Source organism: Candidatus Clostridium radicumherbarum, assembly GCF_045310525.1.
GTDB classification, from domain to species: domain Bacteria; phylum Bacillota; class Clostridia; order Clostridiales; family Clostridiaceae; genus Clostridium_AT; species Clostridium_AT radicumherbarum.
This window is the reverse complement of sequence record NZ_JBJHZY010000003.1, coordinates 374934-397118: the sequence shown is the minus strand read 5'-3', so window position 1 is coordinate 397118 and position 22185 is coordinate 374934. Positions and strand designations below refer to the sequence as shown.

Sequence of the window (22185 nt, the reverse complement as noted above, 5' to 3'; positions counted from 1 at the left end):
ATTAGAATTACTTGCTTAGTCTTTTCATGAAGTCCTCTGAATTAACTATATATCTTACATGAGTTCCTTCTCCGATTTTACCATTTTCGTCATAAGCTTCCACCTTAAAGTACAATCTCTTACCTTCAATTTTTTCAAGTAAAGCTTCAATTCTTACTTTTATTCCAATTCCCGTTGCCTTAATATGTTTTATACTAACTTCAATGCCTACTGTTGTATATCCATCTGGCAGTACTTTTTCTACACTTTCCTTTGCTGCACCTTCCATTAATGCTATCATAGCAGGTGTAGCGAATACCTCTAGGTTGCCAGAACCATAAAATCTAGCAGTATCATTAATATCTACAACTGCCTGTATTTCATGTTTCTGTCCAGCTTCAAATTTTAATTCCATTTATGTACCTCCATTATGTTGTATTTTGCGTATGATTCTATATTATTATAAAAAACTGAAAATTACAATTATTTATTGACACTATTATTCATAAAATACATTAAATATTTATTTAACAATTTTTTATAACAAAAAAGCACTGCCTAGGCAATGCTTTTTGTTAAATTATGCGTTTGCAAAAACTTCTTCAAATTCCTTTGCATCAATTTTTTCCTTATCAAGAAGAACTTGAGCTACAGCATGTAGTTTGTTAAGATTTCCAGATAAAAGCTTCTCTGCAGATCTATAAGCTTCATCAATGAGTCTTCTTATTTCACTATCTATTCTTGCAGCTACTTCTTCACTAAAGTTTCTGCTCTTTCCAAAATCTCTACCCATAAATACTTCATCATGGCCACTGCCAAAGGATATAGGACCTAATTCTTCACTCATACCGAATTCCATAACCATTTTACGAGCTATATTAGTAGTTCTATCTATATCATTTTTAGCACCTGTGCTTATGTCCCCAATGATTAGCTTTTCAGCAACTCTGCCTCCAAGAAGCATAACCATTTCATTTTCCAGCCAGGATTTTTGCATATGGGTTCTGTCTTCCTCAGGAAGATGCATTGTATAGCCACCAGCCATACCTCTTGGAATAATACTTACTTCATGAATAGGATCTGTGTTAGGTAGAAGTTTGCCTAATACAGCGTGACCAGCTTCATGATAAGCTGTAATTCTTCTATCCTTCTCGATAATAATCTTGCTCTTTTTTTCTGGTCCCATTATTACTCTATTCACTGCTTCCTTAAGCTCATCCATTCCAATAACTTTTTTATCATGTCTTACTGCTAAGAGGGCTGATTCATTCATAAGATTTTCAAGGTCAGCTCCAGTAAATCCTGGAGTGCTCTTAGCTAGTACATCTAATTTTACTTCTGTATCTAAAGGTTTGTTTCTTGAATGTACCTTTAGGATTTCTTCTCTTCCCTTTACATCTGGAGCCCCTACCACTATCTGCCTGTCAAATCTTCCTGGTCTTAGAAGTGCAGGATCTAGTATATCCGGTCTGTTAGTTGCAGCTATCATTATGATTCCTTCATTAACTCCAAAACCATCCATTTCAACAAGCAGTTGATTTAGAGTCTGCTCTCTTTCATCATGACCGCCGCCTAGACCAGCGCCTCTTTGCCTGCCTACAGCATCAATTTCATCTATAAATACTATGCAAGGTGAATTTTTCTTGGCGTTTTCAAAAAGGTCCCTAACTCTAGAGGCACCTACACCAACAAACATTTCCACGAAGTCTGAACCTGAAATACTGAAAAATGGTACTCCAGCTTCTCCAGCTATTGCCTTTGCAAGAAGTGTTTTACCTGTTCCAGGAGGACCTACTAAAAGGACTCCCTTAGGTATTCTAGCACCTAACTCTATATATCTCTTTGGTTGTTTTAAGAAGTCTACTATTTCCGCTAGTTCAGCCTTTTCTTCCTCTGCTCCAGCTACATCATTAAAGGTAACCTTCTTTTTATCGGGAGTAGCCATTTTTGCTCTACTCTTACCGAAATTCATAACTCCTCTGTTACCACCACCACCTTGAGATTGCTGCATGAACATAAACCAAAATGCTACCATAAGCAAAACAATTAAAATAGTTGGCATATAAGTAAGCCATAATGGAACAGTTGCAGGCTTTGCATAAACTTCCGTTACATCGCCTGTTTTAGGATATTGACTAATGAACTGAAATAATCTTTCAGATGGTACAACCGTTTCATAAGCTGTGCCGTCCTTGTAATTACCAGTTACCGTCATCTTATCATCATCAACTTTAAAGCTTGCTATATTATTATCTATCCATTTTTTCTGAAAATCATTAAAATTAATAGGTGTAGCGCTTTTACCGGTTTGAACTAAGGTTAAAGCTGCAAATATTACTAAAATCAGAACTATAAACCAGGCCGTGATACTTGAATACTTCTTCATACTGGCCCCCCTCTCTTTCTGTTTGTCTTTATATTGTAAAATTGTATCATAAGGTTATTTTCTTTACAACTAATCATTATTATTTATTTATAGATTTCCTCCTTTAAAACACCTATAAAAGGAAGATTTCTATATTTTTCTGCATAATCTAAGCCAAATCCAATTAAGAATTTATCAGGGACATTGAATCCTATGTATTTAACATCCATCTCTACTTTTCTTCTTTCAGGTTTATTTAGTAGGCATGCGATTTCTAGAGAGTTTGCTTTTCTTGCCCTTAGGTATTCCATTAAGTATTTAAGAGTTATGCCGCTGTCTATTATATCCTCTATAACAAGAACATCTTTACCTTCAATTTCAAAATCTAAGTCCTTTAAAATTCTTACTATGCCAGAACTGCTTGTTGAATTTCCATAGCTAGAAACGGCCATAAAATCCATAGAACAAGGTATAGTAATTTCTTTCATTAAATCAGACATAAACATAACAGAACCTTTTAAAACACCTACAAGCACTAGGTCTTTTCCTGCATAATCACTGCTTATAAGACTGCCTAATTCCTTAATCTTCTTATCCAAAGCTTCTTCATCTAATAGTATTTCCTTAATATCTTCTCTCATTGGTTATTCCCCCGTTTTTTAATTTTTATTTCAAGAATATTTTTGGTTTCTTTATGAATTTTAAAACTTTCGCTTATTCTGTAGTGAGCTATCCAGGCAATAGTCTCACCAAAGCAAATAAGTGGAATTTTATCTCTTTCTTCCTGAGGTATCTTTAAATCAATAAAAAAATCCTTTAACTTTTTACTGCCTTTCATCCCAAAAGGTGTAAATTTATCTCCGTCTTTTCTAGCTCTAATAATAATATTCCCTTTTATCTTATCATAATCAAAATATTTTATATATGAATTTTCTTTAAAGTTTATTTTTTCATCATTATCAATAAGCCTAGTTGAAACTTCAATACCAAAGGCAGGTAAATCCACGGTTTCGTTTATCTTGATAAGATAATTATTATTAACTATATCAGCATTATCTTTTATTTTGCCGAAATAAAGTTCTATATTGTCATAATTATTAAATCCTATAATTCCATTAGGAAGATTTAATTTTTTACCTGTTCCACTCTTTTGCAAATTGATTATATCATAAATGTGTTTCTTTTCAACGTTATATAAATTACCCTTAACTCGGTTTATGGCCAGCCTCAAAACCCTCGTAATAATTGCTTCCTTTTCTAGAAAGGCCTCACTATTTATTATAACCTTGAGAGCTTTTTCATCACAATAGCCTTTATACTTTTCAAGTGCAATTTCTTCTAAATACTCATTATCCTTGCTAATTGTATCAGCTAATCTATTAATTGCAGAAATAACATCACTATTAAAGTTATCCATAATATACGGAATTAATTCAAGTCTCACCTTATTTCTTGCATAAATATTTTCTAAATTTGTTTTATCTATTCTTGGCTCTAAAAAATTTTCTTTGCAGTAGTTCTCAATACTTTCTCTTCTAATATTTATTAGTGGTCTTACAAATATATTCCCTCTAATTGGTCTTATTCCAATTAATCCTTCCATTCCTGAGCCTCTTAATATTCTCATCAAAACAGTTTCTGCCTGATCATTTGCATTATGGGCTAGTGCTATTTTATCAGCTCCTAATTTATCAAAAAGCTCATTAAAAAAGTCATACCTTGCCTCTCTTCCAGCACTCTCAGAAGACAAGCCTTTTTCCCTAGCAAGCTTATTTACATCTACCCTTTTAGAAAAGCATGCTATACCTATCTTTTTACAAAAAGCTTTAACATATTCCTCATCCTTATCTGCTTCCTCTCCTCTAAGACAGTGATTTACATGAGCAGCATATAGGGTTAAGTTATATTTGACTTTAATCCTATTTAATATGTGCAGAAGACAAATAGAATCCGGCCCCCCAGATACAGCAACAATAACTTTATCGTTAGGGACTAACATATTATTTTCTTTTATTGTAGTTATAACTTTATCTATCAAAATTAAACCACCCTCGCAGATTTATTAGTTTTCTCCTATTATACCACAATTAAAAGAGTACAATCAGGGGACATAAAAAAACTGTTAACAAAGTATAAATGTCAACAGTTTAGGCTAATGTACCAGGAGAAACTCCCCATGGCACATTAGTAAAGTTCATAAACCTTAGAAACTACAACTGTAATATCATCCTTTACCTTGTTGCCGCTTAGCTCCAAAGTTTTTTCAATTATTTTATCTACCAGCTCTTTTGGATTATTACAGCTTGTGTTTTCCAAGAACTCAACAAGCCAATCTACCTTTCCAGCAGATTCCTTATTATAATCTAGAGCACCATCAGTTAGCATTACAACAATATCACCATTTTTAACCTTTTTCTTTATGATGTCAATATCCACCTTATCTAAGACTCCCATTGGAAGGGTCTTTGATTTTATTACTTCAACTTTGCTTCCAGACTTTATAAAACTAGCTACAGCTCCAACTTTCATAAATTCTGCTTCTCCAGTATATAAATCAATGCTGCTTAAATCCACTGTAGAAAATTTCTCATCAGCAGAAAATTTTAAGGTCATAATTGAGTTTACGGTATTAATAGCAGTTATTTTGTTAAAACCAGTATGAGCAAATTTTTCGATTAGCTCCACTGCTGCGTTGCTTTCTTGCTCCGCCTGAGGTCCAGATCCCATGCCGTCACTTAAAATAGTCATATAAGTTCCATCACAAAGCTTACTGAAGGAAAAGCTATCACCGCTGTATTTTTCCTCATCCTTGCAAAGTCTTCTTGCATAAGAGCCGATATGGTACTTAGGTGCTTCTTCATAGGTAACTGCGCAGCTATTATCTTTAATATCAATATTACAGCCTTCATCAGCGATACACATATTTTTATGTAGAGCTTCATTAATATACGGCAGCAGGTTTTTTACGCAGTTTTGTCTACCTCCGCAGGCAGGCATTTTAAGTTTAACAAGAGCTCTCCCATTTTTATTAATCAGGCAGAATACATCATTGTATTCTATATTTCTTTTATCTAAAATCCTTCTAATATTATTTTCAGCATCAATATCCACTTTTATATTGGCATTAAAGTCTTCAATTATTTCTGAAACTGAAATTGACATGTTATTAAATTGATTAGCTAAAAGCTCTCTGCCCTCACTTAATCTTTTTCTATACATTTCATTAATCATAAAATTCCTTACTAATTCCTCTGTACTCTTAAAAAGAGCTGTTCTTTTTACACATTTTCTTTCTATTTCGTATGGAATCTTGTTATTATTCTCTTGAAAATTTTGAATAAGTTCTCCAAAGGCATTATAGGTAATAAAATTCTCTCTTCTCCAGCACATTGCATTCATATTGCAGTTACTGCAGACTCTATCAGCTAAGTTTTCTATAAGTGCAGAACTTTTATTTTTCATAACAAGTTTGTCATTTTCTGCTAAATTTTCAAGTATGGTGGACATATTAACAAGTACATCAGAAAAACTATCTAATCTATTAACTAATATATCCTTCATCTTAGCCACATAATTCTCACTTATATTTCCATGTTTCTTTTCAAAATCCAATTCTAATTCCAGCCTTGTATAAAGCTTTTGAGGAATTATTAAGAAAATAGCTGCAGCTATTAAAACTTCAAGAAACTTAAATTGTCCGTTTATGTTTGAATATATAATTAATAATGAATATGTAATGATATAAGATAGGCCTACAGCGATTTTTCCTGTATCTTTAAATACACCAGCTGTAAGGCCGCAAAATCCATATACGCTAATAGATACAGGTAAGTTATTAGTAGAAATGCCAACTACCACTCCCATTGCCACTCCAGTTGATGCACCTACTGTACTTCCCTTAATGAAGCTTATACAAAGCACAAAGCATAATGCCAGGACATTTCTTAATGCAATGCCCATAATACTTATGCCCCAAGTGCCTGAAATTGCAAGTGCTGCAGTAAGGGCCATACTTATTATCTCTTCATTAGAAAATAAATGCTTGGTCTTTAGATCTTTTATACAAACAATTGAATAATTTAAAATAAAATACAAGGAAAATATACAAGCAGTTTCTAGAATTGAATTCATAGCGGCAACACTTAGATTTAATTTTACAATTAGCAATTTATAAGCAGCAAATTCTATAAAAATCATCGAAAATAATACTATTAATTTCTTATTTCTTTTTAGAGGAGAAATTATATATTGAGAAAGAACAATAAGTCCTACAAGCATTATATAAGAAGGTGTTTCATTTAGACTATTTATTAAAGTTACATAGCCAAATAAAGCCCCGCAACCTGCGGTCAGAGTGGTCTTCTCTTCTCCAAATATTGCAACGGCTATTAAGAATCCAATTCCAAAAGGCGCCATATAATTTATTAACAGGACTCTGCTTATAAGAAGAGTACTAATAAAATAAAACAGTAATTTCAAAATCAGCCTGCCATCTAGGGCCTTTTTTTCTTCTTTCTTTTTAGTTTTGAGTGTTCTTTCATAAGTGGATAGGTCAACTCCAAACTGCATATAATCATCTCCCATACTAAATCTAGCTAAATTATAGCAAAGCCTAGTGGAAATAATTGTCATTTATTGATATTCTAATTTTATTTTCGTAGGACATTTATGTGTAATATTTTCAAATATCTACCATATAATTATAAGTTATACGCTTTACTTAAAATAAAATTCAAATTACTTAAAAGCTTATGGTTACAAGCTGTTTATATTATAAACTACAAACATTTAAAATTATTATTTTATGCTGCATAACCCAAAAATATGTCGTTAAAAAATGGAATAATAGAGTTTGTAAAATCATATATTTCTTTGTATGGAGGGGATGCAGATGTTAAAGAATAAATATACAAAAGGAAATATATGTGCTTCATTTGCTTTGTCACTGTTTTTAATTTTATCTATGCCTATTGACTCAAAGGCTACAACTGGTGAAGAGAATATTCAAAGCAGCAATCCACTTTATATAAACATATTAAATTTCACTATGCCATTAGTAAAATCTCTTGTAAGCAGCACTGACGAAAATGCTCAGCTTAACTATTCTCTAAAGGAAATGCTTCTTGAAAAAGCAGGCCTGGATATTAATAGTCCCTTATCAGTAGTCGCAAGAGAGTTTTCTTTAATAAAGGTTGTAGATAATACAGTTGCAGTTCAAGAAAGCAATAATTCCATAATTATTAATCCCTTTAAATTAAATGAAAACAATATTATCAAAATAAGCCAAAACGATAGTAAAGATAGCTCAGAAAATAATTTAAATCCTGGAGCTACAGCTGTTTCAGAGATTTATAACCCTAACTTAAAAACACCACTAGATTCATCTAAACCAGAAGTATTCATATATCATACTCACACCACTGAAAGTTTTAAGCCCAGCAGTCAAGATAATTTGGACCCAACTAAAAGTGTAGTGGCAGTAGGCGATATAATTCAAAATGAGCTTCAAAATAATTACGGTATTGCAACCATTCATGACAAAACCATACATAATGTGGCTGTTTATAATGAAGCCTATGCTAGATCAGGCGAAACAGTAAATAAGTATTTAAGCAAGTATAAGGATTTTAAATTAATAATAGATCTACATAGAGATGCTTCTATAGTAAGTAATCCAAAACCTGTATCAGTTACACTAAATAATAAAAGCTTGGCCAAGATAGAATTTGTAGTTGGCACTGCTAATAAAAATTATCAGCAAAATCTTTCTATGACTAGAAAACTTATAAATATATCACAAGGTCTGTTTCCAGGACTTGTTCGAATGGGGAGCCCAAATGACAATGGTGTCTACTACATTCATGCCTATTTCAATCAAAATAAAAGTGCCAATGCAACCTTACTTGAAGTTGGTAATGAAATTAATACATTAGATGAAGCCAAAACCACAGGTTATTATATCGCAAGAATTATTGCCGAATATATAAATGGAAAACATTAAAATAATAACAACAAATCCCTGCAAGATAACTTGCAGGGATTCTTTTGGTAGCGGAAATAGGACTTGAACCTACGACACTTCGGGTATGAACCGAATGCTCTAGCCAACTGAGCTATTCCGCCATATTATTATATTTTTGGTTGCGGAGGCAGGACTTGAACCTGCGACCTTCGGGTTATGAGCCCGACGAGCTGCCAACTGCTCCACCCCGCGTTATTTGGTGCTGAAGACCGGAATCGAACCGGTACGGTGTTTAACCACCGCAGGATTTTAAGTCCTGTGCGTCTGCCAGTTCCGCCACTCCAGCATAAATATGGTAGCGGAAATAGGACTTGAACCTACGACACTTCGGGTATGAACCGAATGCTCTAGCCAGCTGAGCTATTCCGCCTTATTATTAAATTATTGGTTGCGGAGGCAGGACTTGAACCTGCGACCTTCGGGTTATGAGCCCGACGAGCTGCCAACTGCTCCACCCCGCGTTATTTGGTGCTGAAGACCGGAATCGAACCGGTACGGTGTTTAACCACCGCAGGATTTTAAGTCCTGTGCGTCTGCCAGTTCCGCCACTCCAGCAACTTTATCTTGGCGACATAGACTATTCTACACGATATAGTTTAATCCGTCAATACCTAATTTTATTTTTTCCTATTTTCTTATTATTGATTTATAAAAAGCTAATGTTGTTATCACTGCTTCAGCATATTCAAGTAAGAACCTTTTATTGCTTACCAATATAAAAGAGACTGAAAATACAGTCCCTAACTATTTTAATAATTTGAACTTCTTTTATAACCACGATTTCTAGAATCTTGATGCTTTTTAAGTTCTTGTACCTTTTCTTCACTTTCCTTTAAAAACTTTGAAAGTCTATCTTCGAAGGATGCAGTATTTACCTTTCCCTTTTCCTGATTCCAATCAATGTCTGCAGGCCTTACTGATTTTTTTGGAGGGGTTGCCTGTTTTATTGATAAGCTGATCTTACCATTGTCATCTACTGAAATTACCTTTACCTTTACTTTATCCTTTTCTTTTAAATAATCTCTAATATTTTTTACAAAGGTATCTGACACTTCAGATATATGCACTAATCCTGTTTTCCCATCCACTTCTACAAATGCTCCAAAATTGGTAATGTTAACCACTGTACCTTCTAGAATACTTCCTGTTTGTAAGGTCATATTAATAAGACTCCTCCTTAAAAATAAAAAATATATATGTTAAATATTATTGTAACCACTTTATTTTTTTTCAGTTACAGGAGCCTCGCCTTGCTTAACTAGCCCTAGTCTTTCTCTAGCCAGCTTCTCATAATATGCATCGGTTTTTGTCATATTAACCTCATCCTGTAATTTCTGATTTTTTTCTTTAACTGTTTCAAGCTCCTGCTGTTTAACATTTATTTCTGCCTTAATTTTATTCATTGATATTTGAGTACTTATCACAATGTATCCAACATATATTATAGCTATAAATATTACTACTTTCTTAAAGCTAAATTTATTTTTCTTCCTCATGTGTTTTTCCCCTTTTAAACAGCATTTGAGGCAATACTCTTATCCTCTCAAATCTATTTTAAAGTGTAATGTGATTTTGTTCAAGATTTTTTATAAGTATTTTTTATTTATTTTTTCTTTTAAGTTTATAAATGAGTAAATTAAAGGGGTATAGCAATAAAATAAAACTTATCCTAATGATTTTTGTAATTCTATTAACAACTCTATATAGAAGCTTAATGAAATATTTACTTATAAAGCTCATATAAATAATTATTCCAACTGCGATAGAGATATAAACATAGCCCCTCATATATGCGTAGCTCATATAGAGTAAAAATATAAAAATAATAATGCTTACAAATATCCAAAAAAGAGTATCTTCAATAAACGTAATAATCTTATTTGGATCATTTATTCCCCTCATGACCCTATAAAGATCAAATAAAATTCCAGTTATTACACCTGCAAGCAAACTAAAAATTAATAAATTAAATTGAGATGAAACAGAAAATAGCATATATACCTCTATTTAAAAAGCTTTCTTATTATACTTTCATTATCTTTTTTGATTTCATTACCTAAATACATACAGGAATGAATAGTACCAATTATAATAGCATCTCCATTTTGAACATCAAGCTTATTCATCTTAAGTCCTTCTCCCTTAATTGTCATTGCCCCTAAACAAGTGTTCAACATAATTACATTCTCGTTAAAACTTATTACTTCTATGATTCCTGTAAGTGAGAGCCTTTTTCTATTTTCCAAAATTAAATTGCTCTTTTTCTCTTCTATTTTTATTTCCTTTTTAGCCTCCATCTTATCCCTCCAGGCATAAAATATTCCTTTCCTTTCGTATATATTGTATGCCCTGTGGGTAAGATATATTACTCTTCTTCCTCTTTATCTTCTTCACCTGCTAATATTTCATACATTGCTTTAGCATCTTCTTTTCTAACGTGTTCAGAAATGCTAGTAATTTTAGCCTTTAAGGACTTTGTTGCATATTGTATTTCAATAATATCATTTTCCTTAACTTCTGTGCTTGGTTTAGCTGTCTTATTATTTATAAAAACTCTCCCATTTTCACAAGCCTCTTTAGCAACTGTTCGTCTCTTAATTATCCTTGAAACCTTTAGGTATTTATCCAATCTCATAAAGATTTTCCTCCTTTTACTCGGAACACTGAGTATTTGTTTTATTTAAAGCAAAGAGCCTGAATAAAATTCAGGCTCTTTTGAAAAGTTATTTTCTTTCTACTTTTTCTTTGAATTCTTTTCCAGCCTTAAATACTGGAACTACTGATGCTGGTATAGTTATTTCTTCTTTAGTTCTTGGATTTCTTCCAACTCTAGCAGCTCTTTCTCTTGATTCAAATGTTCCAAATCCAACTAATTGAACCTTTTCTCCCTTTGCTAGTGTTTCTTGAACACTTTCTATAAATGACTTTAATGCTGCTTCTGCATCTTTTTTTGTTAAGCTGCTTTTTTCAGCCATGCTTGCGATTAATTCTGCTTTGTTCACTTTTGTTCCCCGGTTTCTAAATCTATTGATTTTATCTTACAGGGCCTATAAGACAGGTTATTAAATAACCATAAACCAGGTTTTTCACCTCCTAGTAAAATTAATTTATTTTTTGCCCATTTTCATTTTAGTATATATAAATATAACTAAATCGAATTAAGAAAGCTTTTGTATTATATGAGACTTACTAAATCCACAAATACGCTTTTATACTATATTCTTCATAAATATTAAAATTCCTTCTTTTTAGACAAACTTTTCTTAGCTTCATTCCAAAGCTCATCCATTTCTTCAAGCTTCATATCCGTAAGATTTTTGCCTTTAGAAATTGCCGAAGCTTCAATGTATTGAAAGCGTTTGATAAATTTGTCTATAGTATAATTTAATGCATTTTCAGGGTTAATGTCAAGGAATCTGCATACATTTACGGAAGAAAATATTAAATCACCCATTTCTTCTAGTATTCTTGCCTTGTTTTCACCTTTATATACATGTTTTACCTCTTCAAACTCTTCTAAAACCTTATTTAATGCGTCTTCTACTTTGTCCCAGTCAAAGCCCACTTTTTTTGCCTTTGCCTGAACTTTTTCAGCTCTCATTAAGGCAGGTAAATTTTTAGGAATATGCTTTAATTCCTCCGTATATGTTTTAAAGCCCTTTTCTTCTCTTTTTATTTCATCCCAATTAGTCAGAACTTCAAGGGCAGTATCAGCCTTCATATTTCCAAATATATGCGGATGTCTATTAATCATTTTATCACATATACCTTTTATAACATCACTAATATTAAAATAGCCATCTTCCTTCCCTAGCTGTGCATGAAATACAACCTGCAGAAGCACATCCCCTAATTCCTCAACAATCATTGTATCATCTTTCTCATCAATGGCCTCTAAAACCTCATAACATTCTTCTAATAAATATTTTTTTAAGGATTCATGAGTCTGCTCCTTATCCCAAGGACAACCATTTTCACCCCTTAAAGTGTCCATAATATTGAGTAAATCATTGAAATCAACAGCACTATCTAAAGCCTTTGGAATATAAATAGAAGTTAAATGATCAATATCCTCTTGTCTATCAAGCTCATAAATTGGTATTTTTCTTATACTCTCAAGCTCCTCTACACCAGCTGCCCTGATAAAATAAATATCAGTCTCATCATGGTAATATTCTAGCAAAGAAAGCTTGACTTCCGAGGCAATAAACTTATTATAGACCTGTGTAATTACTGTGCCTACCCTTTTATCAAACACTTGATTCTTAATGTCAAAGGCATCTATGACTTTAATTCCTCCAACTGGGTCTATTAAAAGTCTTTCCATAATTACATCTATGAAGCTTACAGCAGGATAAATTTTATATTCTACATTTACTTCTTTACAAAGCTTAATCAAATTACCTACAGATTTTTCTGCCACTAAAGGATGACCAGGCACTGCATAGACAATGTTCTTAAACTTATTATGCTTAAGCATAAGGTCTTCAGCAATGCTTTTGTATACGTCATCAAAGGTATCTAAAGTGTCATATTTCTCATCATAGGTTTCAAACTGTACCCCTAATTTTATTAAGTCTTCAACATTTGGATGCTTATGGGTTCTTAAAAAAACTTTATCTCCACCTTTAAGCACCTCTAATGTACCTAGGGTTATGGCATCCCTTGCGCCAGGACCAAGTCCAACAATTTTTATCATATGTGAAATTCTCCTTACAAACTTTTTAGATTATGTACTAATACACCTATATTCTTAGCTTTTTTAATACATATAATTAGTTTTAAGATTTTTTATTTAAACAGTCTTTTCTTAATGTAGCTATATTTAAATACTCCAAAAATCAATATTAAAAATATATAAATTATCGCTCCTGCCGCCACAGCTATAACTGTGGTAATGCTGTTTCTTACTGTATAATTATAGACATTCATATAAATAAATACAACAAAAATTATCATTATAATAGATGCCGCAGCAGGTTTTATCAGAATATCATAATAATTTATTTTAATATTTAGCACCTTTTTAAGTAAATTAAAATTTAGTATAGCAGCTGTTGCATAGCCTGCTATACTGCCTATGGCAGCTCCATATATATTTATTTCTGGTTTTGATACCAACATATAGGATATTATAACCTTTACCAAGCAGCCTAAACCTAGATTTATTACTGGCTGAATATATTTACCTATCCCTTGCAGCACAGAGGTACAGGATTGAGATAAAACTATAAATGGTATAGTGACAGACAGAAGCTTAAGAATCTTATATCCATCAGAATGTCCAGGAAAAATTAGTCCTAGTATTGGTCCAGACATAAAATATAGGCCTAAAAGACTAGGTATAGCAATTACTGCAGAAATTCTTAGAGCCATGTCCATTTTTTGAAGTACCTCATGAGTCCTACCTAAAAGATGAGCCTCTGCAATAACTGGTACTAATGAAGTACATAGTGCCATAGATAATGTAAGGGGGACGCTTACAAGTACCATAGCCTTACCAGTAAGCTGTCCATATAATGCAGCTGCAGCAGCATAGTCAAAACCAGCTTGTAAAAGCTTTTGAGGTACTAAAAAAGAATCAATAAGACCCATTATTGAACTAGCCGCTGCACCAAGAGAAATTGGTACTGCAATATATAAAAGCATACCTAAAATTTCTTTGTTTCTTTTTATCTTCTTCAGCCCAAATTCTTTTCTCACTTTTGTAAATTTAATAAACAAATAAAATAAAGCTAATATACCTCCTGCAGCTGCGCCAAAGGCAGCCCCACCTGCAGATATATGAATACCCTTTGGAAGTAGTATATAGGCAAGTCCAATTCCCACACATACTCTTCCTAGACTCTCTAAAACCTGGGAAATAGCTGTAGGATACATGTTTTGCATTCCTTGAAAAAAGCCTCTAAAGCAACTCATAATAGAAATGATAAAAGGTGCAAAGGCAATTCCAAGCAAGGAATAATAAGCTTTGTAATCCCACTTAAAAAAAATGATTAAATTTTTTGAAAAAATAAGCAGAAAGGCAGTAAAGCCTCCACCTAGTATAAACATTAAATATAGTGCATTTCGAAGTACCTGAAAAGAGCCTATTTTATCTGAAGCAGCATTTCTTTCTGCAACTAGTTTAGATATTGCTATTGGTATTCCGGAAGCCATAGCAATAAAGAAGGTGTATAGTGGATATGACATTTGATAGTAGCCTATTCCTTCATCCCCAATAAGCATAATGAGAGGCCATCTAAAAAACACTCCCATAAATTTTGCTAAGATGCCAGCTATGGCCAAAATTATAGTTCCCCTTAAAAGAGATTGTTTCCTCATAAAATAACTCTCCTTAGATACTTGTTCTATTATTAATATTTATAATTTAAATATTTTATTACTTTTAGGGGAAACATTGTATATTTCTAAAGTGACCTGTCAATAATTTGAGTTGAAGCAAAAAAACAAATGGCAGACATGCTGCCATTAGTATGATGTCATTATTGTTCCATTTGCTTTCCTAAAAAGGCTGATGCGGTTTCGGCTAGTTTTATTTCTAGATCTCCAAGCTTTTCTCCTGGCTGCTTTGCTAGAATTACAACTGCCCCAATTGCATCACCTTCTGCTATTATAGGAGAAATTATCTCAGAGGTATATTTTCCTTCTGCTTCTTCATCATTGTAAAGTGGTATAACCTTTCCTGCTCCATCTCCTAGAAGAATGGTTTTTCTATCTTCCATAGCTTTTTCTAATTCATTGCTTATTTTCTTTTCAGCGAAATCCTTTTTGGGAGCGCCGCTGGAGGATATAATAGCATCTTTATCTGCTATAAGCACTATATTTCCGATGGATTGCTGCAGAGATTCAGCATACTCCTTAGCGAAATCACTAAGTTCTCCAATTGGAGAGTATTTTTTAAGTATAACTCCTCCTTCTCTATCAGTAAATATTTCAAGTGGGTCTCCTTCTCTTATCCTTAATGTTCTTCTTATTTCCTTTGGGATAACAACTCTTCCTAGGTCGTCGATTCTTCTTACTATACCAGTGGCCTTCATATATGTACCTCCTTATGTTAAATAATAGATTTATAAAATCTTTCTGTGCTATTATTATCTTTCCAATTGTCCAAATTTATACATATATAATTTCTATTAATATTTATTATTGGAAAATTTACTATTTAATTTATTGAATTAAAAAAGACGGCATCTAAGCCGTCTTTTACTATTATAGATTATTATCGTAATACGTTATTTTTGCATCAGTTTTCCATTGAGTTATTGTATCAGAATATTTTTTGCTTTGAGCATCTGCTAAAAGCTGCTTTTTAATGTCGTCCTTAACTGCATCAAGTTTCTTAACAGGATAAGTTTCATTTTTTATACATTTTATTATATGATAACCAAACTGTGTTTTTACAGGTCCTGATATAGCTCCATCTTTAAGAGCTGTAGCAGCTGTCATAAAATCAGTGTCTAAGCCTGAATTAAGATAAGGTACTGTTCCTAAATCTCCGCCATTATCTTTTGAACCTGTGTCAGTTGAAACCTCCTTTGCCACTTTAGCAAAGTCCTCTCCCTTGTCTAGTCTGTCTTTCACTTTCTTAGCTGCGTCTTCTGTTGCTACAAGTATATGTGCCACATGTATTTGGTCAGGCTTTTCAGTAAATTGTAATGGATTTGCAGCATAGTAGTCGCTTACGGCTTTATCATCTACAGTAACATCCTTTGTTATTGCAGCATAAACTTTATCCATTATAGCTATGTCCCCTGCATAGGATATTAATTTCGGATCAGTATATCCAGTAAAGCCTGATTGTTTAATTTGATCTTCGGTATAGTTCTTTTTAAGTTCCGCCATCTTATTATCTGTAAGAGTTTTCTTTTCTGCATCGTCCTTAGGAGCCACTTTAAGATCATTAGCCTTCTGCAAAAGAATCTTTTCAATTATCATGTTGTCTAGCATTGTTTTCTCCTGCTGAACATATTGATCCTTATAAGTAGAATTTGATAAAAAGTTGTCTCCGTACTGTGATTTAAATTGAGCAAGGACGGAAACCATTCTTTCATCTAAATCTCCCTTTGTAATTGTCACATTATTGAACTTTGCAACCGGACTCTTTTTTATTCCAGATTCTGTTTTAGTAACCATATTACAGCCTACTGATGCTACTGCTATAACACCAATAAGAGCTGCTGCTACTGCTTTTCTAATGTTTTTCACTCTAATTCCCCCGCTCTTTTTATTAATAGATTCTGATACACATAGATTAATTTTAACACAATATTACTTTATTGCAACACTAGCTTTAATATTTTCCATAATTTGTATCAATTTTTGTATTACTTCTTCCTTCTTTACCTCCTTTAATTTATAAACTAAAATTGGCTTCTTATCTTTTTTAAAGGAAACATTCTTTTTATGATTATCCATAATTACTTTAATAAGATTATCTGTTATATAATCCTCACTATCAAATTGAAATAAAAATTCTTCATTTCTTTCTTTAATCTCTTCTATTCCAAGCTGTTTACCTATACTTCTTATATAAGCTATATTAATTAGGTTTATTACTGAGTCTGGAATATCAGAAAATCTGTCTATAAGCTCCTCTTCAATTTCTAGCCTATCATCTTGAGAATTTATTGCTGCTATCTTTTTATATACCTCAATCTTTTGCATCTCGTCACTTATATAAGTACTTGGTATATAGGCGTCAACCTTAAGTTCCACTGTTGTTTCAATAGGTTCCTTTTCAATTTCTCCCTTAATAAGCTTAACCATATCCTCAAGCATTCTACAATAAAGATCATAACCTATTGCAGCCATGTGTCCATGCTGAGCAGAACCCATCATGTTTCCAGCTCCTCTAATTTCTAGGTCTTTCATGGCTATTTTAAAGCCAGAACCAAGCTCTGTAAATTCCTTAATTGCCTTAAGCCTCTTTTCAGCTACCTCAGTTAGTATTTTATCCTTTTTATATGTTAAATAAGCATAAGCTATTCTATTGGAACGCCCAACTCTTCCCCTTAACTGATATAACTGAGACAGCCCCATTTTATCAGCATCATTAATAATAATAGTATTTACATTAGGAATGTCCATTCCTGTTTCAATTATTGTAGTTGAAACTAAAATATCATACTCATTTTTTACAAAACCTATTATTACATTCTCAAGCTCTCTTTCACTCATCTGGCCATGACCAACTGCAACCCTGGCTTCAGGTACAAGCTTTTGAATATAAGAAGCCATATCTCTAATAGTTTCTACCCTATTATAAACAAAATATACCTGCCCACCTCTGTTAATTTCCCTCATTATAGCATCTCTTATTAATTGGTCATTAAATTCTACAACGTAGGTCTGTATAGGGTATCTTTCCTCTGGAGGTGTTTCAATAACACTTATATCTCGTACTCCAACCAAGGACATGTGAAGGGTTCTTGGAATTGGAGTTGCTGATAAGGTTAAAACATCTATATTCTTTTTAAATTCTTTAAGTTTTTCTTTATGAGTAACTCCAAATCTTTGTTCCTCATCTACTATTAAAAGCCCTAAATCTTTAAATTGTATATCCTTTTGCAATAGCTTATGAGTACCTATCAGTATGTCTATGCCGCCATCTTTAACTGCCTTAAGCGTAAGCTTTTGCTTTGCAGGTGTTCTAAATCTGCTTATCATATCTACTTTAACAGGAAAATCAGAAAGTCTTTGTACTAAATTATTATAGTGTTGCTCTGCAAGTATGGTTGTAGGTACTAAAAATGCTACTTGTTTCCCATCCATAACTGCCTTGAAGGCTGCACGAACAGCTACTTCTGTTTTTCCATAACCTACGTCTCCGCAAAGAAGCCTATCCATAGGCTTATCATCTTCCATGTCCTTTTTTATGTCTTCAATGGTGGTTAATTGATCCGGTGTCTCATCGTAGGGAAACTCATCTTCAAATTGTTTTTGCCAGACAGTATCCTTCGAGAAACTGTGACCTTTTAAAGTTGCACGCATTGCATAGAGCTTAACTAAATCTTCTGCAATCTCTTCAATTGATCTTTTAACCTTAGTTTTAGCTTTTGCCCATTCACTTCCGCCCAATTTATTTATTTTAGGAGCCTTACCTTCTTGGCCTATGTATTTTTGTACAAGGTCTAACTGATCTACAGGTACATAAAGCATGTCTCCTGATTCATAGCTAAGCTGCAGATAATCCTTCTTGTGTCCATCCAGTTCCAGCTGTTTTATTCCCCTGTATACTCCAATACCATGGTTTGTGTGAACAACATAATCTCCTATTTTTAGTTCTGTGAAGCTCTTAATTTTGCCTACACCTTTTTTTAATTTTGATGTTTGCTTCCTTTTAGCCTCTCCAAATACTTCCTTATCTGAGATGACGCAAATCTTCAAATCCGGATATTCAAATCCTCTAAGTTGATTTCCGAAGGTTATTGCCACTTGTCCATAACTAATTTCATTTAATACATCACTATAGCTACTTTCTATTCCTCTATCTCTTAAAGTTGCTACAAGTCTTTCTCCCCTTGGTCTTGTACCTGATAATATTAAGGTTTTAAAACCTCTTGCCTTTTTATCCTTTATATCCTCAATTAATAGATCTAACTGTCCATGGTAATTATGCAGCGTAATTTGTGTAAAGCTTACAATAGCTCTAGGAGCAAGCATAGTAGTAGACTTTGGAATAGAACTTAAGGTAATTACATTACTGACCTTAAGTTTTTCTAAAAGCTCACCTTTTTCTATTAGTAAATTAGCTTGACCAGGAAGAATACTGCCAAGGGATAAAAAATTTTTATAGTTTTCTTCAAACTCGAAATACACACTATCCAATTTTCCTTTACATCTTTGTGTATCATCAATAAAGATAAATCCATCCTTAATAAAATCCAAAAGTGTAGAGTTGCTGCTATAAAAATAAGGTAAAAAGCTGTCTATAGTTTCAAAATTCCACTTCTCCTTTAAAGCTTCAAGATTATTTTTAATGGTAGAGCTTAATTTTTCTACAGCTTCCTTATTCTTTTTTTGCTTTAGGGAGCTTAACATAGTATTTAAGTCATGTTCTATAGAGCTAACTGCAGCTTTAATGTTATCCCTTTCCAATATAAGTTCTTTTGCAGGAAAAATCTCTATTTCCTTTACTTTTTCAATGCTTCTTTGTGACTCAGTGTTAAAACTTCTTATAGAATCTATTTCATCCCCAAATAATTCTATTCTAAAGGGAATACTAGAGAGTGGAGAGAAGATATCCATTATACCTCCTCTTAGTGAAAACTGTCCCTTGGCTTCCACTACATCCATTCTTTCATAGCCGCATTGTATAAGTTTTTCATTTAGCTCTTCTAAATTAATGGTATCTCCTACTTTAAACTTAAAAGTATATTCTTTATATAAATTATAGGGTATATATTTTTGTGCCAAGGATTCTATGGAGGCAACAATAATTTTCTTACCCTTTTTACTCATTTCTCTTAAAACTTTTAGCCTTTCCCATCTTAAGTCACCAGAAATAGCATCAATATTATAAAACACTACCTCCTTAGTTGGAAAATAAAAGACATTAGGAAGATAAAGGTTTAAATCTTCATATATATTCTTAGCTTCCACATCATTATGAGTTAATATAAGCAGTGGTTTATCTAATTCTTCATATACTCCATTTATTAAATAACTTCGTGCAGACTCAGAAAGCCCAAATACACCAATTGGGTACCTGTGCTTTTCTATTGCATTTATTATTTCTTTAAATTCCCTACTGTCCTTTAAAGGCTGCATTAAGCCCTTTAAACGCATTGTAACACCTCGATATGAATTATGAATTCCTATGGGAAAACCACATTATATGGAATTAGTAATGTCAATTCCATTGTATTTGTTCATTGCCTCAGTTATCCCGTCACTTATAATTGATACTGCAGCTAGAGCCGCATTTTGAAAGACCTTACTTAAAATTTCTCTTTCTTCCTTGGAGAAATTGCCCAAAACATGTCTAACCAAATCTCCCTTAGGCTGCCCTACTCCAACTTTTACTCGAGGAAATACCTCAGAAGATAAATGCTGGATAATATTCTTTATTCCATTATGTCCACCTGCACTGCCCTCTGGTCTTACTCGAAGCCTTCCTACCTCAAGACTTATATCATCATATAAAACTACTATATTTTCCTTTGGAATTTTATAAAAATTAGAAGCTTCTATGACACTTTCACCACTTAAGTTCATAAAAGTGGAGGGCTTTAAGAGGATTACTTTTTCTCCTGCAATGCATCCTTCACCAATGCTTCCTTTAAATTTTATCCTATTAATCTTTATATTATACTTCTCAGCTAATAAATCTATAACATCAAAGCCCACGTTATGCCTTGTATGACTATATTCTATACCAGGATTTCCTAGACCAACTATTAAGTACATCTAAATACACCTCATTTATTTTGTGACATAGTATTATTTTACTCGAAAGCATAAAAATAATAAAGAGGCTATTACAGCCCCTTATTTATTCTCTGAAAGTGTAACTTTAAATTGAAGAGTTTTCCCATTTCTCCAAACACTACAGTTAATTATATCTCCTGGTTTATGATTCTTTAAAACCTTCATATAATCATCTCCTGTAGTTATTTTGACCTTATCTATTTCTGTTATAATATCTGAAGGTCTAATACCTGCCTTTCCAGCCCCTAAATCAGGATCAATATCTTCAACATAAGCACCTTTAATACCATTTTTTTGCTCAGGAACTGCATTACTTACCGAAATACCCATTTTCACGGGAGTCTTACTCGTATCGCTTGTATTAACTTTAGGCTCATTATTAGAGGTAACTTTATATTCAGCTTTCATAATCTTGTCGACTACAGTTTTAACCTCATTAATTGTTATAGCAAAACCCATTCCTTCTACATTGGAACTTGCACCAAGTTTTAAGCTGTTTATGCCTATTATTTCACCAGCTTCATTACATAAGGCTCCACCGCTGTTTCCTGGATTTATAGCTGCATCTGTCTGAAATACTGTATAGTTGGTGGTTCTGCCAGTACTTTGATCCTGGACCTGAATTTTTCTGTTTACTGCACTTATTATCCCAGCCGTTACACTACCTGCAAATTCATCTCCCAGGGGATTTCCAATAGCTACTGAAACATCACCCACCTTTACCTTTGAGGAATCTCCAAACTTTGCTACAGGGAGTCCTTTAGCGTCTATTTTTATAACTGCTATATCTCTATTTATATCTCCGCCAATATATTTTGCATCAAAGGTCTTGTTTGAGCTTACTAGCTTAACCGTAACCTTTTCCGCACCTTCTATAACATGATAATTAGTAACTATATAACCATTAGGATCAAATATTATTCCAGAACCGCTTCCACTAGTCCTCTCTCCAAAAAAGGTTTCGTTTTTATTACTTATACCAACTACAGTTGGTCCAACTGATTCTGCGACCTTGGTTATTGAATTCTTTGGAATGTCTGCTGTAGCAGTATTAGTTTGCTCCATCAGGGAAGGATTGTTGATTCCATAGCTCATGGGATAAGTTGAATACTTATAATTAATTAAATAAGCCGCTGTTACACCACCAGAAACTGATGCAACAAGTATAAAAGCTACACCTTTTAAAAAGCATTTTACCCTGCCGGTTTTGTTACTTCTAAACTTTATTTCAGCTCTTTCATAATGATGCCCTTCATGACTAACCTGCTCCCAAGATGCGGTCTTATAGTCCTTAGGCTCGTTGTTTTCCATCTAAGTCCCTCCGAATTCACTTTCTCAATTATTATCCCTTATTTAATTATATAAGTATATCTTTACAAAGCTATGA

At 33.1% G+C, this 22185-nt stretch carries 19 protein-coding genes and 6 tRNA genes; 1 reads left to right on the top strand and 24 read right to left on the bottom strand.

What is annotated here, in order from left to right; all coding sequences use genetic code 11:
* Positions 1 to 7: 7 nt before the first annotated feature.
* The 5 genes from ACJDUH_RS15920 to spoIIE form a co-directional block, all read right to left on the bottom strand.
* Positions 8 to 394, bottom strand: a complete 387-nt coding sequence (locus tag ACJDUH_RS15920) for a thioesterase family protein (RefSeq protein WP_406766183.1) — start codon at positions 392 to 394, stop codon at positions 8 to 10.
* A gap of 165 nt (positions 395 to 559) precedes the next feature.
* Positions 560 to 2365, bottom strand: a complete 1806-nt coding sequence (gene ftsH, locus ACJDUH_RS15915; protein WP_406766182.1) for an ATP-dependent zinc metalloprotease FtsH — start codon at positions 2363 to 2365, stop codon at positions 560 to 562.
* A gap of 83 nt (positions 2366 to 2448) precedes the next feature.
* Entirely contained in the window at positions 2449 to 2985 is a 537-nt protein-coding gene (gene hpt / locus ACJDUH_RS15910) for a hypoxanthine phosphoribosyltransferase (protein WP_406766181.1), read from the bottom strand.
* Complete coding sequence (tilS, locus tag ACJDUH_RS15905; protein WP_406766180.1) at positions 2982 to 4382, bottom strand: tRNA lysidine(34) synthetase TilS; 1401 nt, start codon at positions 4380 to 4382, stop codon at positions 2982 to 2984. The genes hpt and tilS overlap by 4 nt, the downstream gene beginning before the upstream one ends.
* Before the next feature lie 146 nt (positions 4383 to 4528).
* A complete protein-coding gene (gene spoIIE, locus ACJDUH_RS15900; protein WP_406766212.1) occupies positions 4529 to 6913 on the bottom strand; it encodes a stage II sporulation protein E in 2385 nt (794 codons plus the stop codon).
* Positions 6914 to 7235: 322 nt separating this feature from the next.
* Here spoIIE and ACJDUH_RS15895 point away from each other — a divergent pair, with 322 nt between their 5' ends.
* Positions 7236 to 8345 carry a stage II sporulation protein P gene (locus tag ACJDUH_RS15895; protein ID WP_406766179.1) on the top strand — a complete coding sequence of 370 codons (1110 nt, stop codon included), beginning with the start codon at positions 7236 to 7238 and terminating at the stop codon, positions 8343 to 8345.
* A gap of 45 nt (positions 8346 to 8390) precedes the next feature.
* Here the strand turns inward: ACJDUH_RS15895 and ACJDUH_RS15890 are convergent.
* From ACJDUH_RS15890 to ACJDUH_RS15800, 19 genes are all read right to left on the bottom strand, one after another.
* Positions 8391 to 8467 (bottom strand) — tRNA-Met (locus tag ACJDUH_RS15890).
* 15 nt (positions 8468 to 8482) lie between these two features.
* Positions 8483 to 8558: transfer RNA gene (locus tag ACJDUH_RS15885), tRNA-Met, on the bottom strand.
* 5 nt (positions 8559 to 8563) lie between these two features.
* Positions 8564 to 8652, bottom strand: a tRNA-Leu gene (locus ACJDUH_RS15880).
* Between the two features lie 7 nt (positions 8653 to 8659).
* Positions 8660 to 8736, bottom strand: a tRNA-Met gene (locus tag ACJDUH_RS15875).
* Positions 8737 to 8751: 15 nt separating this feature from the next.
* Positions 8752 to 8827, bottom strand: a tRNA-Met gene (locus ACJDUH_RS15870).
* Positions 8828 to 8832: 5 nt separating this feature from the next.
* A tRNA-Leu gene (locus ACJDUH_RS15865) sits at positions 8833 to 8921 on the bottom strand.
* Positions 8922 to 9115: 194 nt separating this feature from the next.
* Entirely contained in the window at positions 9116 to 9526 is a 411-nt protein-coding gene (locus ACJDUH_RS15860) for a S1 domain-containing RNA-binding protein (protein WP_406766178.1), read from the bottom strand.
* A gap of 60 nt (positions 9527 to 9586) precedes the next feature.
* On the bottom strand, positions 9587 to 9862 hold the full coding sequence (locus tag ACJDUH_RS15855) for an FtsB family cell division protein (protein WP_406766177.1): 276 nt from the start codon (positions 9860 to 9862) through the stop codon (positions 9587 to 9589).
* A gap of 103 nt (positions 9863 to 9965) precedes the next feature.
* Positions 9966 to 10361, bottom strand: a complete 396-nt coding sequence (gene yabQ / locus ACJDUH_RS15850; RefSeq protein ID WP_406766176.1) for a spore cortex biosynthesis protein YabQ — start codon at positions 10359 to 10361, stop codon at positions 9966 to 9968.
* Between the two features lie 8 nt (positions 10362 to 10369).
* Positions 10370 to 10663 (bottom strand): sporulation protein YabP, encoded by a 294-nt coding sequence (gene yabP / locus ACJDUH_RS15845; RefSeq protein ID WP_406766175.1) that lies wholly within the window; start codon positions 10661 to 10663, stop codon positions 10370 to 10372.
* A 68-nt stretch (positions 10664 to 10731) separates the two neighbouring features.
* A complete protein-coding gene (locus ACJDUH_RS15840) occupies positions 10732 to 11001 on the bottom strand; it encodes an RNA-binding S4 domain-containing protein (protein ID WP_406766174.1) in 270 nt (89 codons plus the stop codon).
* A gap of 88 nt (positions 11002 to 11089) precedes the next feature.
* Positions 11090 to 11368, bottom strand: a complete 279-nt coding sequence (locus ACJDUH_RS15835; protein ID WP_406766173.1) for an HU family DNA-binding protein — start codon at positions 11366 to 11368, stop codon at positions 11090 to 11092.
* 230 nt (positions 11369 to 11598) lie between these two features.
* Positions 11599 to 13065: a bifunctional methyltransferase/pyrophosphohydrolase YabN gene (gene yabN, locus ACJDUH_RS15830; protein WP_406766172.1), complete on the bottom strand. Its 1467-nt coding sequence runs from the start codon at positions 13063 to 13065 to the stop codon at positions 11599 to 11601.
* Positions 13066 to 13157: 92 nt separating this feature from the next.
* The gene (locus tag ACJDUH_RS15825; RefSeq protein WP_406766171.1) at positions 13158 to 14690 is read right to left on the bottom strand and encodes a putative polysaccharide biosynthesis protein; all 1533 of its coding nucleotides are present in this window, start codon (positions 14688 to 14690) and stop codon (positions 13158 to 13160) included.
* Between the two features lie 161 nt (positions 14691 to 14851).
* Positions 14852 to 15406, bottom strand: a complete 555-nt coding sequence (gene spoVT / locus ACJDUH_RS15820; protein ID WP_406766170.1) for a stage V sporulation protein T — start codon at positions 15404 to 15406, stop codon at positions 14852 to 14854.
* A gap of 172 nt (positions 15407 to 15578) precedes the next feature.
* Positions 15579 to 16574 (bottom strand): peptidylprolyl isomerase, encoded by a 996-nt coding sequence (locus tag ACJDUH_RS15815; RefSeq protein WP_406766169.1) that lies wholly within the window; start codon positions 16572 to 16574, stop codon positions 15579 to 15581.
* Positions 16575 to 16637: 63 nt separating this feature from the next.
* Positions 16638 to 20156, bottom strand: coding sequence for a transcription-repair coupling factor (gene mfd, locus ACJDUH_RS15810; RefSeq protein WP_406766168.1), 3519 nt, complete (start codon positions 20154 to 20156; stop codon positions 16638 to 16640).
* 45 nt (positions 20157 to 20201) lie between these two features.
* Positions 20202 to 20777 carry an aminoacyl-tRNA hydrolase gene (gene pth / locus ACJDUH_RS15805; protein ID WP_406766167.1) on the bottom strand — a complete coding sequence of 192 codons (576 nt, stop codon included), beginning with the start codon at positions 20775 to 20777 and terminating at the stop codon, positions 20202 to 20204.
* 81 nt (positions 20778 to 20858) lie between these two features.
* Entirely contained in the window at positions 20859 to 22109 is a 1251-nt protein-coding gene (locus ACJDUH_RS15800; RefSeq protein ID WP_406766166.1) for a S1C family serine protease, read from the bottom strand.
* Positions 22110 to 22185 lie beyond the last annotated feature (76 nt).